Below are 15,514 nucleotides of genomic sequence, written 5' to 3' on the forward strand. Positions count from 1 at the left end.
ATTAGTATATTAAAGTCAAGCATCGGCTTGTAACGAGCTTAGCTGACTTGTTTGCTCTGCACTTCTTCCAAACGAATGACACGCGTATGCTCCGTATGGCTCCACTGCTTGTTGTTTTGCGTGAAGAACGCATACACTGTAATCGGCCACCAGGAAAGCATAAATACCGGGAACGTAATCAGGTACAGCCAAGTTTTCCAGGAAGCTTTCTCGATAATCAGCGCCAGCGGGAACTGAATGTAGCTGAAGATCCCTACGATCAAGAAGAAGGTCGGCGAATAATCAAACAACGACCGCAGCGAGGCTCCTCCAGGGATCATCATGTCGATCCACAAAGCTAGCGTTACTACGGACCCGATCAATACGACGTACACGTTCAAAGCGTAAACGGCGGTATCGATCTTCGCCCAGCTTCCTTCCTTCAGTCCTTTCCAGAACAGCGGGAAGAAATAGCGGCGGGCTACGTCAAAATGACCTTGCATCCATCTCAGACGCTGTCTTGCGGATGCTTTGAACGTCAAAGGCTTCTCGTCATACACTCTTGCATCGTAGTTGAAGGTCGGGTTAATGCCGCGCTGTACGCAGCGCATCGTGAACTCCAAGTCCTCAACCAGACTGGTTGCGCCCCAGCCGATTTCTTTCAGCAATGCCGTTTCAAAGCACATACCTGTACCGCCCAAGAAGTTGGCCAGCCCTAGGTTTTCGCGCGGCAGCTGCCACAGACGGTTGCAATACCAGTACGTTACGGCATAAGCCGCCGTAATCCAGGAGTCGTTCGGATTTTTCGTGTCCAGATAAGCCTGAATCACTCTGGAACCATTGCACAAGTCGTTGTTCATATGCTTCAAATAGTCCGGATTCACCAGGTTGTCGGCGTCGAACATCACGACCGCGTCGTAGCTGCGAGGCATTTTCCAAAGCTCCTTCAGCATCCATTCGATCGCATAGCCTTTACCCCGAAGCTTCGGATTGTTCCGCTCGCAGGCGTACACTCCCATGCTCCGCGCAATATGTGCGGTTTTGTCCGTACAGTTATCGCAAATAACGAAAATATCGTACATTTCTTTCGGATAATCCAAGTTTTTCAAGTTGTCGATCAGCGCTCCGACCACTTGCTCTTCGTTATGGGCCGCAACCAGTATGGCAAAGGACTTTTGCGGCTCATGCTGCGCTTTCGGTTTACGTCGGTACCAGCCGAATAAGGTAAGGAACAGCTGATATCCCCCGACTACAGCCAAGACAATTTGAATACCTAGCAATACATTGTCCAGCATCATAAATCCCCCTTTTTTATGTACCCCAAAGTCTCTCTCTCTACTCTATAGTTATGAACTTCGATGGTCTCTTTTGGATTTGTGTGGGTAGCCGAATATGATTTTCCTCTCTTTAACCCGTTTTGTCAAAAGCTCCTATGAGCCCCAATAAGTCAGATCCCGCAAATATGACGTGAAATTCCGGTAAATACCTGCAAAGCTCGCCGCCATCCAGTCATTTTCACCCTGTTTTCATCGATTTACAGCATTTTTACATCAGCCGCAGCCGGACAACTCCGAACCATCGGACCGGATTCGTGAAGAACGGCCAGATAGCTTTCGTACAAGCCGTTAAAAATGTGCTCCCATGATTGCTGCAGACTATACTGGCGGCCTGCCATCGAAATATTGGAACGGTATTCCTCATTATGATACAACAATTCCACTGCATGTACAAATTCGGAAATATCTCCCGGTTTGCAGAGCATTCCCGTCTCGCAATGGACTATATTATCCTTTACCCCGCCTGCGGCCGATCCAATCACCGCCGTTCCGGAAGCCATGGCCTCCAGTACGACATTGCCGAAGGTTTCCGTTGACGAAGGGAATAAAAACACGTCTGCAGCCGCATACAAATCGGCCAAATCCTTGCCCTGCTTGAACCCTGTGAAGGTCACATCCGGCATTGCGCCGCACTGCTCCAGCAGCGGCTTGTATAAAGGGCCATCCCCTGTAATTACCAAATGGGAGCTCGCTCTAACATCTTCCGATAATGCGGCGAACGTGTCCATAAGCATATCGACGCTTTTTTCGGGAGCGAGCCTTCCGACAAAAAGAATGACAAATTTCCCAGGTGAAATGTCATATTGCTGCCATATTCGAGTCCGGTCGACAACCGGCTGAAACTGCTTTGCCTCCACGCCCCGCGACCAAATTTCCAAATTTTTGAGACCTTTCTCCTGCAAATGGTTCATCGTCGACCGGGACGGCACGTAGATCTTTTGACACTCCTGATGGAACCAGAGCATGTACTTCCAAAGCATCGGCTCCATCCACTGCAGCTTGTAATAAGATAAGTATTGATCGAAATGAGTGTGGTAAGAGGCAACCAGCGGAACCCGGTTTTTTTTGGCGTAATGGAGTCCAACGAGTCCGAGATTAAACGGAGTGGCAACGTGGATAAGATCCGGCGAAAAGGCGGCCAGCTTCTTTTTCAGCTGGATGGGATTAGGGATAGCCATACGGCATTCAGGATATAATAAAAAGGGTATACTGTAAAATCTTTCCACTCTTTTCAAGCTCGAAGCGTCACCCGAATCCCCGTCAGGAGCAAATACTTTGCACTCCGCCCCTTTAGATTCCAAAAAGTGGATCCATCGCCCTAATGTTTTCGCTACTCCATTCACGTCCGGCAAAAAGGTGTCAGTAAATAAAGCTACCTTCATTTGCTTCCCCTCCTAAGAGCTTTTGCGATAGCAAAAACTTGCTCCGTAAGCATAGGCGTTGAAGTTTTTGCGCAGCAAAAACTTACTCCGTAAGCGTAGGCTCTGAAGTTTTTGCGCAGCAAAAACTTTTTTCGTGCTTCCCGAGTATGAATCCATTTTGGAACCGTCTGCGTAAATGACTTTTGGATCCATTGTAATCGGGGAGTGTTATCGGAGCATCAAAGGAACATTAATTCTGTCTAATTTGTAATTTATTATTCATTTGATACTCCATTAACAAAAGGGAATTACAATATGTATATGTAACACTCATACAGCTTATCCCACTTTTTTAAGGAGGCGAGGTCGGTGAGCCGAGTCGTTTCATGGCTTCAGCATCACGAGAACCGCATGTTTTGTTGGGTAAACCAACGTCTTCAGCACAGCATCCTCGATCATCTTTTTAATTTGATAACCCACCTAGGCGGGGCAACGATGACGATCCTCATCGCGCTTTGTCTGTATTTCTTTGGCCAAGGCAGCTGGAAGCTGGCCGGCCTGCACTGCTGCGTCGCACTGGCTTTGAGCCATATACCGGTCGCTATTATGAAGCGCGTTTATCCGCGCCTTCGTCCTTATCTTGTTCTCCCTGACACCAATACATGCAAAAAGCCGTTGACAGACCATTCATTCCCATCGGGACATACGACGGCTTTCTTTTCCATCGCGCTCCCGCTGGTTTATTCGCAGCCGTGGCTAAGTCCTATTTTGCTTCCGCTTGCATTCTTTGTAGCCATTTCGCGTATATATTTAGGACTCCATTATCCTTCCGACTGTCTGGTTGGATCGCTGATCGCAACTACCGCCGTTTTCGCAACCGCTCCGTTATTCGGATAGTTATTTTTTGGGTATACTATGAATAATGTTAATTTATTGTAAATCCATTGGTACAAGGTATGGTGAAACGCATATGCGAAAAAAAAGGGTCTTGTTATTATCCGAAGGCTTCGGTGCCGGACATACCCAGGCCGCTCACGCTCTTGCCGTTGGTCTGCGTATGCTCTCGCCTGACATTCAGACACGTGTTCTGGAGCTGGGAACGTTCCTGCATCCGACACTGGCATCCTGGATTTTGACGGCGTACCGCAAGACGGTAACCACGCAACCAAAGCTTTATGGCCTTATGTACCGGTATCAATATAAGCGATCGTTAAACCGTTTCACCCAATTGGCTTTACACCGGATTTTTTACGCCCATGCCGCAGAAGTGATCCAGCAGCTTCGACCCGATACGATCGTCTGCACCCACCCTTTCCCGAATGCTGTCATCTCCCGCCTCAAACGTTCCGGCCTGAATGTTCCCTTATGTACGGTCATTACCGATTACGACGCGCATGGAACGTGGGTAAGCCGGGAAGTGAACAAATATTTGGTATCCACCTCCGATGTACGGGAAAAGCTGTTGAATCGCGGCATTTCGTCGGACGCTATCGAGGTGACCGGCATCCCCGTCCACCCCAACTTCTGGGAGCAGAACAACCGCGACGAGCTGCGAACCCGCTTTCAATTGAAAGCGATGCCCACCGTTCTGGTGATGGGAGGCGGCTGGGGACTCATTAACAACGAGGAATTTCTTCAGTATATGATGGACTGGCGCGAGCAAATCCAGCTGATCCTCTGCATGGGCAACAACGAAAAAGCGCTCCAGCTGCTGTCGGCAGACAAACGCTTCCATCATGAAAATATCCGGCTTCTCGGCTTTACGAGGGAAGTCGACAAATGGATGGACATAGCCGACCTGCTGATTACTAAGCCAGGCGGTATGACCTGCACCGAAGGATTGGCCAAAGGCATTCCGATGCTGTTCTACAAGCCGATTCCGGGCCAGGAGGAGGAGAATGTGCAGTATTTCACTCAGCACGGGTTCGGGGAGCAGATCAAATCGGCGGAAACGATCGATCATTGGTTCCAGCTGCTGGTCGACCAGTATCCGGAAGTGCAAGAGCGCCGCGCCTATCTGCATAAGCAAGCGAACAGCTATAAGCCCGCCGACTGCACGAACGCCATTATGGAGATGCTGTTGCAATAAAAGCGGCTATCCCCTATAAAAAATAGAAAGCATGTCTGTCCGAGTCGAATTCGGGCAGCATGCTTTTTTCGTGTTTCTACTATATATAAGTAAGTTAATCATTTTCCGTTTCGGATTGGGCTTGTTCAGCTTCTTTCTTTTCCTTAAGCTGCAGCTGAGTCAGATGTTGGTCCAGCGCCTGCTGTCCGATAACTACCTCGACCCGGTGAATATTGACACCCTTCTCGTGAAACTTCATCTCATATTCAGTCATCACAAGATCGGTCCGGACTTCCTCCGCATGAAGATCGAGAGAAATATTGCGCATACGCAGGCCCATATCGGCGAATGAATTTAAAGAAAACTCGAATAGGGAACGGGAATCGGTTTTAAAATGAATCTCTCCGCGCTCATTGAGCACATCGATATATTTGCGGACAAAGCCCGAATGGGTCAGCCGGCGGCGGGCGTGGCGCTTTTTCGGCCACGGATCGCTAAAATTCAAATAAACGCGTTCCAGCTCGTTTGTATCGAAAATATTTTCGATTTTCTCAATATTGAACAGCGCCAGCTTCAAGTTGGCCAGCGTCCCTCCGTTTTCTTCCCGGGACAGCTGTGCTTTCTCTGCAGCTCTGCGCAGCAGCTCGTCGTACATATCGACGCCTATGTAATTCGTATCGGGATTCAGCGAGCTTAACTGGCTGATAAAACGGCCCTTTCCCATTCCCAGCTCGACATGAATGGGCTTGTCGTTGCCAAATACTTCCTTCCAATTGCCTTTATAATCCGCCGGATTTAGTATAATAAGATCCGGTTGCGCCTCTAATGCTTCCCTGATACCCTTCCTGCCGCGTAATCGCATAGTCATCCTCCAAAACAACTGCATATCGTTATAGTTCAGTGACGATTATACTCCGAATCGCAAATAAAGAAAAGGTCGGCTTTAGCCCGGAGAGAAGGCTAAAGCCGAATTATAAAGAGGAGAACAGCTATACTTCGAGCAGATGGTATTGAAGCTGGATGCTCTGCGGCATCAATAGGCTGTCCATTTGTTCTCTTACTTTTTTGCGAGCCTCGGCAGCAAGCCTCGGATTTTCTCTAAAATGGACCCCGCTGCTGATCGCCATAGCTTCCTTCACCGTCAGCTCTACGGTCAGCTTCTGATTTCCTTTAGGAATATACAGATAGCTCATAATGACGCAGCCTTAGCGGTTGTCAACGTGACGTTCGTTACGATTGCGAAGTCCCGCCAAGCCTAACAAACCAAGCAGACCCAGCCATCCCCAACCGGAACCGTTTCTAGTTGTCGTATCGGCATTGGCACGGTAGCTGTACGTATCGTAATTGCCGCCGTATCCGTACGGTCTATATTTGTGCCCGTCGGTACCATACGTTCTGTATTTGTGTCCGTCAGTACCGTACGTGTTCATACGGTTCAACAGGTTGTTACCATAGTTACGAGTCGTTGTGTCGGTCGTTCTATCGGTAACTCCCGTAGAGCCATACGTACCGGTGGTTCCAGCCGTTCCGGTCGTATCCATCGTTGTGCCTGGCGTTGTTGTTCCGGTTGTTGTTCCGGTCGTCGTGCCGGTTGTCGTTGTGCCGGTTGTTCCAGTCGTTGCGGCACCTGGTGTACCGGTAGTGGAATATCCGGTGGTGTTGGTAGTATCTACATTATAAGTGCCGTAAGTCCCTGTCGTCGTACCGGTAGCTCCAGCGGTGCCGGAAGTACCTGATTCGGCGAAAGCCCCCTGCGCGCCAAGTCCCAACGAAGCAGTCAAAGCCAGAGCAACAACGGTTTTACCAAGCTTGTTCATGTAGATGTAGTCTCCCTTCGTCGCTTTGAATTGTTGGTGCACTTATAGCATGGTCGCATGGAGAAGCAAATATCCTCTTCGCTTCGTAGGAGCTTTTGTCAAGGAAAAATTCGCAAAACACCGGGTTTTACGGTAAAATAGAGAGATCGGCAGCCGACGAATTTCCTTAACTCATCCAACCCTTCCGATTCGGTTCGCTGGCTCAAAGGGTAAGGAATGGAAGCTGAGCAAGTTACTATACACATATGGATGGATATACTGAGCAATCAAAAAGGAGTTCTATATAGATGAAGCAACTCGAGCATGCACCTGTTCCCGCGACATGGGGGGACAAACGTTTCCATACTTGGAATGTGGAAATGCGCCGGCAGTTCGGCACGAAAGTGTTCAAAGTCATGCTGGACGCAGGATTCACTTGCCCTAACCGCGACGGAGCTATAGCTACCGGAGGCTGCACCTTCTGCAGCGCCCGCGGATCGGGCGATTTCGCCGGAAGCCGCCGCGACGATCTGGTGACACAATTTAACAAAATTCGCGATCTGCAGCATAAAAAATGGCCTGAAGCCCAGTATATCGGCTATTTCCAGGCTTATACTAACACCTACGCCCCGGTTGAGGAGCTTCGTGAATATTTCGAGGTTATTCTCGAGCAGCCCGGCGTAGTGGGCTTGTCGATCGCCACCAGACCGGATTGTCTGCCGGACGACGTTGTCGAATATTTGGCCGATTTGAATAAAAGAACGTATTTATGGGTGGAGATGGGTCTGCAAACGATCCATGAATCTACATCCACGCTCATCAACCGCGCTCATGACACCCAATGCTATTTGGATGCCGTAGCCAAGCTTCGCAAGCATAACATCCGGACCTGCGCCCACATTATTTACGGCCTGCCGGGCGAAACGCACGAGATGATGCTGGATACCGGACGCGCCGTTGCGGACATGGACGTACAGGGGATCAAAATTCATCTGCTGCATTTGATGCGCAAAACGCCCATGGTTAAGCAGTATGAAGCCGGTCTGCTGAAATTTCTGGAGAAGGATGAATACATCAAGCTGGTGGTAGATACGCTGGAGCTGCTGCCGCCGGAGATGATCGTACATCGCCTGACCGGAGACGCGCCGAGAGACTTGCTGATCGGGCCGATGTGGAGCCTGAAGAAATGGGAAGTGCTGAACGCTATCGACCAAGAACTGGTCAACCGAAATACATGGCAAGGAAAATACCGCAACCAAAGATAACGACATGGAAGGAGTGTAAGCCTTCATGAATCGATACTGGATGGCGTCCGTGCTCGCCATCGTGCTGCTGGCGGGCTGCGGCACGAAAATGACGGAGCAGCCCGAACCTGCGCCCGCGAAGCCGGATGCGGGCAGCGTCCTGCTCCCACCGTCCAAAGAAGGATCGGACGCGAAGCGGTTCGACTTCGTCCCTGGCGGTGAGACCGCTGCCGCCGCGGACACTCCCGCGGCGGAGGAAAAGGCGGCTGTGCCGGAGGAGAAAGCGAAGCTCTCCGACCCGGCGCCCGTAACCGGCACGCCGGCCAGCGTGCCGAAGGAGCCCGCTACGGCGGCTACACCGCCGCCGGCTGCGAAGCCGACGGAGCCGCCGATGCAGGCTCCGGAACCGTCGGCACCCGTGGTGCCGACCCCGACGATGCAGGATCCGCCGAAGGCTCCTGCATCGTCGGCAACGCCGTCGCCGACGCCCAAGCCGGCGGAGCAGGATCTGCTGACGCCGCCTATGGCGGGCGGCGGGAAATAGAGCAGCGCCGGGCGGGGACGCCCGCGGCGCTTAGGAATCTCGGCTGATGAGCCATGCCGCATCTGCAATTATACATTCATTGAAATCCGGAGGCTCCAATGGGGTTTTTATCGATTTTAAGCTATGCTCATAAGCTAATTGAAGAACGTGTCGCCCCGGGGGATACGGTAGTGGACGCCACTGCCGGCAATGGGGTCGACACGGTTTTTTTGAGTAAATGTGTCGGCATGCAAGGTACCGTTCACGCCTTCGACATTCAGGAGGAGGCCCTCCTCCAGACGCACAAGCGGATGGCTAAAGAACTTCCGGAGCACGACAAAGTGTTCCTTCATTTGCGCAGCCATGCCGAAATCAAGGAAACGCTGCCGGCTGAAGCACAGGGCCAAGTAGCTGCCGTCATGTTCAATTTGGGCTATTTGCCCGGCGCGGATCCGGCAACCATAACGGTGCCGTCTTCGACCTTACCGGCCCTGCAGGGCGCATCGGAGCTGCTGCGCAGAGGCGGCGTGCTGACGATTGCGCTTTACACCGGCCATGAGGGCGGCGAGCAGGAAGCCGCTATAGTGCGGGATTGGGCAGAGCAGCTGCCGCAGCGGCAGTTCCAGGTGATGGAATACCGTTTCATCAACCGGCACAATCATCCTCCCTATTTGATTGCGATAGAAAAGCAATGATACCAAACCATGCCGCAACAGTGATTTTGCATTAGCGAAGCATGCCGGTTGCAGGCGTATTTTCTAATTCTGATGAGAAAGCAGGGATTGTTTTGAAACCTTATCCTCTATTATTTCAGCCTGAAATGAAAGAACGCGTATGGGGAGGCCGCGCATTGGAGCAATTCGGTTTAAAACTGCCGGAAGGCCCTATCGGCGAAGGCTGGATGATCGGAGACCATCCGAATGGAACTACCAAGGTCGTTAACGGAGAGCTTGCCGGTCTTGGCCTGAACGAAATCCGCGAACAGTACGGCAAAGCATTTTTTGGAAGCAAAGGCTTTTCGGAGAAAAACGGCCGTTTTCCTTTATTGATCAAGCTGCTGGACTGCCAGGACGACCTGTCCGTGCAGGTGCATCCAAATGATCATTATGACCGTCTTCCGGAAGGTGAGCTGGGCAAGACCGAGATGTGGTATGTGCTCGATGCCAAGCCGGGGGCCAAAATCATTTACGGATTGAACGATGGGGTTACCCGCGAGCAGCTCGCCCAAGCCATTGAGGAAGATCGCATTATGGACTGTCTGCGCGAAGTTTCCGTAACGGCGGGGGATTCCTTCTACATTCCGGCCGGAACGGTTCATGCATTAGGCGCTGGCATTATCGTTGCCGAAATTCAGCAAAACTCCGACAGTACCTATCGTCTCTACGACTATAACCGGAAGGGACTCGACGGCAAGCCGCGCGAGCTGCACATCGAGGATTCGTTGAATGTTATCGCCTATGAGGGCTCCGGCTCCACGTTTATGAAGACCGATCTGGCTTCTTCCAATGAGTGGCTGACGCTCGCCAATTCTCCTTTCTTTATTACCGAAAAAGGCAAGGTCGAGCAGGAATGGAAGCTGCAAACGACCGGCGAAAGCTTCGTCATTCACATCATTTGCGATGGTACAGGGACGATTCAATGGGCCGATGGAGAGCAGCCCGTCAAGACTGGGGAATGCTATTTGATCCCCGCGAACCTGGGCTCCTACACATTGACGGGCTCTATGACCGTGCTTCGCAGCTACCTGCCTTAATTATGCTCTTGCAAAAAAACAAAAAAACAACCACCCTTTTTCATTTTCGGGGTGGTTGTTTGCTTGTTGAGCAAGATGTGCAAAACGAAATTGTTAATTTCCCCTGATGGGCATACCATCTCCAGTTGACGCGGACAACAGATCCTTTATTTGAGCAAAATTGGCTCCATTTGCGGTGCGATCGGACAACAGATCCTTTATTTGGCCAAAATGGACCGGTTTCATTGGAAAAATCAGCGAATAACGGATCCTCTGTCCGATCACCCTCCAAAACCGGCAATTTGGGGGACAATAACGGATCTGCTGTCCGAAACTCCCTCCTACCAAATACGATGCCCATTTTTTTAGTGTACCTCTTAAGGCATAAGCGTTTCATGAATAGTACCCATGGCAACAGTCAGATGGTATCGATTATGCTTCGCTTGGTCCAAGAATCATCTTTGCTGGGTGTATGCAAACCCTACTGGGTACTGAAGCTCCGGAATGAGACTTACGGTGAGTAGTCCCTACACTTATCCCGCTCCTGTTCCTATTCCTGCCCCTCTGCTTCTGCTCTTGCTCCTGCCCCTCTGCTTCTGCTCTTGCTCCTGCCCCTCTGCTCCTGCTCTTGCTCCTCTGCTCTTGCTCCTGCTCCTACTCTTGCTCCTGCCGCTTCTGCTCCTACTCTTGCTCCTGCCGCTTCTGCTCCTGCTCTTGCTCCTCTGCTCTTGCTCCTGCTCTTGCTCCTCTGCTCTTGCTCCTGCTCTTGCTCCTGCTCTTGCTCCCCTGCTCTTGCTCCTCTGCTCTTGCCGCTTCTGCTCCTGCTCTTGCTCCTCTGCTCCCGCTCCTGCTCTTGCTCCTCTGCTCTTGCTCCTGCACTTGCTCCTCTGCTCCTGCTCTTACTCCTCTGCCCCTGCTCCTGCTCCTGCTCCTGTTCCTATTCCTGCTCCTACTCCCGTTTCCGCTCTTGCTTTTGCTCCTGCTCTTGCTCCTGCTCTTGCTCTTGCTCCTGCTCTTGCTCCTGCTCTTGCTCCTGACGCTTCTGCTCCTGCTCCGCCTCTGGTCAGCATCCGCTGCTGCTCTTACTCCTCTGCTCTCGCTCCTCTGCTCTTGCTCCTCTGCTCTTGCTCCTCTGCTCTTGCTCCTCTGCTCTTGCTCCTGCTCTTGCTCCTCTGCTCTTGCTCCTGCTCTTGCTCCTCTGCTCGTGCTCTTGCTCCTCTGCTCGTGCTCCTCTGCTCTTGCTCCTACTCTTCCTCCTACTCTTGCTCCTCTGCTCTTGCTCCTCTGCTCTTGCTCCTCTGCTCTTGCTCCTCTGCTCTTGCTCCTCTGCTCTTGCTCCTGCTCTTGCTCCGCCTCTGGTCAGTATCCGCTGCTGCTCTTACTCCGCTTCCTCTCCTGTATTCGCACCCTCTATCCTGCCCTATGCCGTACATCAACCTAAACTACGACCCGCCATGCCAAAAAAGCCCCGGAATCCCTGCATAGCAAGCAAGGATTCGGGGCTTTCCATCATGCGTCATGAAGTGGTCAAAGGCATTGACTTCATTGACATGGTAAAATATTGCGGTCGTGCCGAAGCGTCAGGCGGGAAGTACATAATTAGCAGATGCTCCTCCTCCGTCTTCATCTCCCCTGCAGCCAAATAATGCTCCAAGTGGAAAGGAAGCACCTCCAGCATCACATGCTTGTGCAAATCCTTCTCTTGGATGCCTAGCGATGCGAAAGCTTCAGAGACCGATTCCGGACGGTCGGCCAATAGACGAAAATAATGGGATTGAGCTGATTTATCAAGCTTGAAGTCCCACCAAATTTTCCGCGGCTTGTACTTATGATTAAGGAAGTAATCGAGCTTCATCAAGCCCTCGATCCAATTCAGGCGGCCGGTTCCTCTATCCACAAGGAACGCATGCAGGCGGGTGAACAGATCCTCGAGCTGATGGCCGATTTTTTGCCAGCCGCGGCTCTCCCAGTAATCGCCGAATTGTTGGAAGAAGTCGAAAGCCGAAGAAAACTCTTCACGGATCAAATATTTCACGGTATGATCCATCCGATGGGCGTTCCAGTATTTTTCCAGCACGTCCTCTACCCGCTTAATTCTAACAAGGTCGGAAAAGGGCAAAATATCGTTGCCCAAAATCTCGTATGGCGAATGATCCATGAAACGATAGCCGTACTTCTCGGCATCGGCTCTCATGCCGGTTCCGCGAAGCATTTTCAAAAAGCCGAGCTGCAGTTCCTCCGGGCCCAGTTCGAAAACGTCATTGAACGTTTTGCGGAACGATTGGTAATCCTCCTCCGGCAGGCCGGCTATCAGATCAAGATGCTGATCGATTTTACCGCTTTCTTTCACCTTGGTCACCGTACGGGTCAACTTGGCGAAGTTTTGCCGGCGTTTTACCAGACTATTGGTTAGATCGTTCGTAGACTGAACCCCGATTTCAAAACGGAATACCCCCGGCGGGGCATTCTCGGCCAAATAGTCCAGCACTTCGGGACGCATAATGTCTGCGGTAATCTCAAATTGAAACACGGTGCCGCGGTGATTTTGGATAAGAAATTCGAAAATTTCCATCGCATAATCCCGCTTGATGTTAAAGGTCCGGTCAACGAATTTGATTAACTTCGCTCCGGATTCGATCAAATACAGCAGATCCTGCTTCGTCCGCTCCATATCGAAATAACGTACGCCTACCTCAATGGACGATAAGCAAAACTGGCAGCTGAACGGGCAGCCGCGGCTCGTCTCGAAATAGACGACGCGATTGGCGAGGCTTGGAACGTCTTCGGGAAAATGATGCGGCGACGGGATATCGTCGAGCTGCAGCTTCGGCCGCGGAGGATTGATGATAACTCTGCCCTCTTTCCGGTAAGCCGCTCCAAATACGCTGTACATTTTGCGATCCCCATGCAGCTCCTGCAGCAGATGATGGAAGGTCTCCTCCCCTTCTCCCATGACGATGTAATCGACATCTTGCAGCCGGTTCATCCAATATTCCGTGTCATAGGAAACCTCTGGACCTCCCAGCACGATGATGAGCTCAGGATTGATCTTTTTCAGCATGCTGATGACCGTTATCGTCTCTTCAATGTTCCAAATGTAACAGGAAAAACCGATCAGATCGGGCTGCTTTTGATACAAGTCGGACACGATATTCATGGCCGGATCTTTTATCGTATATTCCACAATGTCGATGTCAAAATCGTTTTGACTAAACGCCTTCAAATATCGTAACGCCAGCGATGTATGAATATACTTCGCATTGAGCGTGGACAAGACTACCTTCATTTGTTTACCCTCATTTTTTTCGCGAAATCTATAGTATCTTTTATTTTACACGGAATCGAGAATGAACACAAAAAAAAGAAAATGGAACGGCTTCTTCCATTTTCTCGTTAAAGCAAGCTTGGTTGATTCGATTCGGTCCACAATGCTTCCGGAATCCATGCATTCAGCTGAAACTCGTCGTTGCCGGATTCTTTCCACAGATGAGCTTGGGACATAAGCTGCTCTTCCACCTGCTCCTTTTGCACGATAAGCTGCTCCGTGTTTCCTTCCGACTGTTTAATCGTTCTATGCAGATGCTGACGCTGCTCCATCCGTTTGGCCATTTGATATAAAATCATGCTGTAAACTCCCCTTCTTCTTATCATTCATTACAATTAGAATACGGTACGAAGATTAAGACAAGATTAGCGGAACATAAACGGATCGTTAAAAAATGGGTTCTGTTTAAACGTATTGTATCCCGGAATGTCGTCCATTATGTAAGTCCCAGGTAAAAAAAGCGGCAGCATTTGCGGCCGGCACGGACGATAAGCGATTTTACATAAGTAAAGGCCTCGTTTTCTCCTGCCAGGCGAACGTGGTATAGTAGTATCATTCAACCGCAACACTTTACATTGAAAATAACGGAGCGATTTTATATATGACTGAACGTGCATTCAAATCATCAAAACCCGCACCCCAAGGAAAGCCTGGGGCCAACCGCCGCCCTGTTCAAGGCAATGGCGAGGATGTGAAGCCGGGCGACCGCATTATCGTCACGATCAAACGAATCGGGATCAACGGGGAAGGCGTAGGCTACTACAAACGAAAGGCCGTGTTCGTTGACGGCGCGCTGCCGGATGAAGTCATCAAAGCCCAAGTGACCAAAGTTGAGGCCAATTATATTAACGCCAAGCTGACGGAAATCGAGAAAAAATCCCCTGACCGGCAAAAGCCCCCCTGTCCTGTCTACGACGAGTGCGGGGGCTGCCAGCTGCAGCATATGACCTACCCTGCCCAACTGCGTGCCAAGGAGGAGCTTGTTCGCGAAGCGTTTCGCCGGTATGCCAAGCTGGAGGATGTACCGCTGCGTCCTATTCTGGGCATGGACGATCCTTGGGGCTACCGCAATAAAGCCCAGCTGCAAGCAGGCTTGCACAACGATCAAATGATAACGGGTCTGTATTCCGCCGGATCGCATCGGCTGATCGATATTTCCGGCTGTCCGATTCAGCATCCGGTCATTAATGAAGTTACTGCCCAAGTGAAAGATATTTTGACGCGGCTGCATATCAAGCCGTATCAGGAGCGTACCCGCAAAGGCACGGTGCGCACGGTAGTTACGCGGGTCAGCAAGCAAACCGGCAGTGTGCAGCTGACCCTAATTACGGCCACCCGCTCCCTTCCGGAGAAGGAGCGGCTGATTCAGGCGATTCGCCGGGAGCTGCCGATTGTCACCACCATCGCCCAAAATATCAACCATGCGGATACACCGCTTGTTTTCGGCGATGAGACGATCGTGCTCTGGGGCGGCGAAAGACTGGACGAGCAGCTGGGCGAGCTTCGCTTCTCGTTATCGCCGCGCGCGTTCTTCCAGCTGAACCCGGAGCAGACTGTGAAGCTGTACAATGCTGCGAAGGAAGCCGCCTGTCTGAGCGGCCGGGAGCTTGTCGTCGACGCGTACTGCGGTACGGGTACAATCGGGCTGTGGCTCGCGCCGCTGGCGAAGGAAGTGCGCGGCATCGAGATCATCCCCGAGGCGGTCGAGGATGCCCGCCGCAATGCGCAGTTGAGCGGAGCCGCGAACGCGTCCTTTTTCGTCGGGCGCGCAGAGACGCTGCTGCCCGAATGGGTGAAGCGCGGCATCCGCCCCGACGTCGTCGTCGTGGATCCGCCGCGCACCGGCTGCGATCGCGCGCTGCTTAGCGCCATCGCAGCCGCGAAGCCGGCACGACTCGTCTACGTGTCGTGCAATCCGTCCACCCTGGCTAAGGATTGCCAGGTGCTGCTCCAGAGCGGTTACCGGCTGGAGTGGCTTCAGCCGGTGGACATGTTTCCACAGACGGCACATGTGGAATGCTGTGCGTTGCTGATAAAAAAATAATACTACATACAGCACCCAGCTTAGTCGGCTTGGGTGCTGTATTTCTTTTTAAAGCATGACATACCAGAAGGGTTAAGGAATTGGTCGCCTCACTGTCCTTAAAAG

General features: G+C 51.5%; 16 protein-coding genes. 7 read left to right on the forward strand and 9 right to left on the reverse strand.

The window, feature by feature from the left end; all coding sequences use genetic code 11:
• Nucleotides 1–38: 38 nt before the first annotated feature.
• Both ACFQ88_RS34630 and ACFQ88_RS34635 read right to left on the reverse strand, forming a co-directional pair.
• Nucleotides 39–1,274, reverse strand: a complete 1,236-nt coding sequence (locus ACFQ88_RS34630; protein ID WP_239635579.1) for a glycosyltransferase family 2 protein — start codon at nucleotides 1,272–1,274, stop codon at nucleotides 39–41.
• A gap of 239 nt (nucleotides 1,275–1,513) precedes the next feature.
• Nucleotides 1,514–2,698, reverse strand: a complete 1,185-nt coding sequence (locus tag ACFQ88_RS34635; protein WP_379461863.1) for a glycosyltransferase family 4 protein — start codon at nucleotides 2,696–2,698, stop codon at nucleotides 1,514–1,516.
• A gap of 348 nt (nucleotides 2,699–3,046) precedes the next feature.
• Between ACFQ88_RS34635 and ACFQ88_RS34640 the strand changes: the two genes are divergently transcribed.
• Together ACFQ88_RS34640 and ACFQ88_RS34645 are read left to right on the forward strand one after the other, a co-directional pair.
• Nucleotides 3,047–3,574, forward strand: coding sequence for a phosphatase PAP2 family protein (locus ACFQ88_RS34640; RefSeq protein ID WP_379461865.1), 528 nt, complete (start codon nucleotides 3,047–3,049; stop codon nucleotides 3,572–3,574).
• A gap of 73 nt (nucleotides 3,575–3,647) precedes the next feature.
• Nucleotides 3,648–4,766, forward strand: a complete 1,119-nt coding sequence (locus ACFQ88_RS34645; RefSeq protein ID WP_379461867.1) for an MGDG synthase family glycosyltransferase — start codon at nucleotides 3,648–3,650, stop codon at nucleotides 4,764–4,766.
• Nucleotides 4,767–4,860: 94 nt separating this feature from the next.
• Here ACFQ88_RS34645 and trmB read toward each other — a convergent pair whose 3' ends face one another.
• The 3 genes from trmB to ACFQ88_RS34660 all read right to left on the reverse strand — a co-directional run bounded on the left by trmB (nucleotide 4,861) and on the right by ACFQ88_RS34660 (nucleotide 6,562).
• A complete protein-coding gene (gene trmB, locus ACFQ88_RS34650) occupies nucleotides 4,861–5,607 on the reverse strand; it encodes a tRNA (guanosine(46)-N7)-methyltransferase TrmB (RefSeq protein WP_239629976.1) in 747 nt (248 codons plus the stop codon).
• Nucleotides 5,608–5,734: 127 nt separating this feature from the next.
• On the reverse strand, nucleotides 5,735–5,938 hold the full coding sequence (locus ACFQ88_RS34655) for a hypothetical protein (protein ID WP_239629977.1): 204 nt from the start codon (nucleotides 5,936–5,938) through the stop codon (nucleotides 5,735–5,737).
• A gap of 12 nt (nucleotides 5,939–5,950) precedes the next feature.
• Nucleotides 5,951–6,562, reverse strand: a complete 612-nt coding sequence (locus ACFQ88_RS34660) for a WGxxGxxG-CTERM domain-containing protein (protein ID WP_239629978.1) — start codon at nucleotides 6,560–6,562, stop codon at nucleotides 5,951–5,953.
• A 287-nt stretch (nucleotides 6,563–6,849) separates the two neighbouring features.
• Here ACFQ88_RS34660 and mnmL point away from each other — a divergent pair, with 287 nt between their 5' ends.
• From mnmL to ACFQ88_RS34680, 4 genes are all read left to right on the forward strand, one after another.
• A complete protein-coding gene (gene mnmL, locus ACFQ88_RS34665) occupies nucleotides 6,850–7,806 on the forward strand; it encodes a tRNA modification radical SAM protein MnmL/YtqA (protein WP_239629979.1) in 957 nt (318 codons plus the stop codon).
• A gap of 307 nt (nucleotides 7,807–8,113) precedes the next feature.
• Nucleotides 8,114–8,329, forward strand: coding sequence for a hypothetical protein (locus tag ACFQ88_RS34670; RefSeq protein ID WP_379461871.1), 216 nt, complete (start codon nucleotides 8,114–8,116; stop codon nucleotides 8,327–8,329).
• 98 nt (nucleotides 8,330–8,427) lie between these two features.
• Complete coding sequence (gene mnmM / locus ACFQ88_RS34675; RefSeq protein ID WP_379461873.1) at nucleotides 8,428–9,003, forward strand: tRNA 5-(aminomethyl)-2-thiouridylate-methyltransferase MnmM; 576 nt, start codon at nucleotides 8,428–8,430, stop codon at nucleotides 9,001–9,003.
• Between the two features lie 92 nt (nucleotides 9,004–9,095).
• Nucleotides 9,096–10,061: a type I phosphomannose isomerase catalytic subunit gene (locus tag ACFQ88_RS34680; RefSeq protein ID WP_379461875.1), complete on the forward strand. Its 966-nt coding sequence runs from the start codon at nucleotides 9,096–9,098 to the stop codon at nucleotides 10,059–10,061.
• A 660-nt stretch (nucleotides 10,062–10,721) separates the two neighbouring features.
• Here the strand turns inward: ACFQ88_RS34680 and ACFQ88_RS34685 are convergent.
• From ACFQ88_RS34685 to ACFQ88_RS34700, 4 genes are all read right to left on the reverse strand, one after another.
• Complete coding sequence (locus tag ACFQ88_RS34685) at nucleotides 10,722–10,919, reverse strand: hypothetical protein (RefSeq protein ID WP_379461877.1); 198 nt, start codon at nucleotides 10,917–10,919, stop codon at nucleotides 10,722–10,724.
• A 20-nt stretch (nucleotides 10,920–10,939) separates the two neighbouring features.
• A complete protein-coding gene (locus ACFQ88_RS34690; protein WP_379461879.1) occupies nucleotides 10,940–11,110 on the reverse strand; it encodes a hypothetical protein in 171 nt (56 codons plus the stop codon).
• 446 nt (nucleotides 11,111–11,556) lie between these two features.
• Nucleotides 11,557–13,326 (reverse strand): B12-binding domain-containing radical SAM protein, encoded by a 1,770-nt coding sequence (locus ACFQ88_RS34695; RefSeq protein WP_379461881.1) that lies wholly within the window; start codon nucleotides 13,324–13,326, stop codon nucleotides 11,557–11,559.
• Between the two features lie 107 nt (nucleotides 13,327–13,433).
• On the reverse strand, nucleotides 13,434–13,664 hold the full coding sequence (locus ACFQ88_RS34700) for a hypothetical protein (protein ID WP_379461883.1): 231 nt from the start codon (nucleotides 13,662–13,664) through the stop codon (nucleotides 13,434–13,436).
• A 302-nt stretch (nucleotides 13,665–13,966) separates the two neighbouring features.
• On the opposite strand from ACFQ88_RS34700, the gene rlmD reads away from it, so the two are divergent.
• Nucleotides 13,967–15,409 (forward strand): 23S rRNA (uracil(1939)-C(5))-methyltransferase RlmD, encoded by a 1,443-nt coding sequence (rlmD, locus tag ACFQ88_RS34705; RefSeq protein ID WP_379461885.1) that lies wholly within the window; start codon nucleotides 13,967–13,969, stop codon nucleotides 15,407–15,409.
• Nucleotides 15,410–15,514 lie beyond the last annotated feature (105 nt).

Origin of the sequence: Paenibacillus sp. NPDC056579 (assembly GCF_042793215.1) — a bacterium.
Classification (GTDB): Bacteria; Bacillota; Bacilli; order Paenibacillales; family NBRC-103111; genus Paenibacillus_S.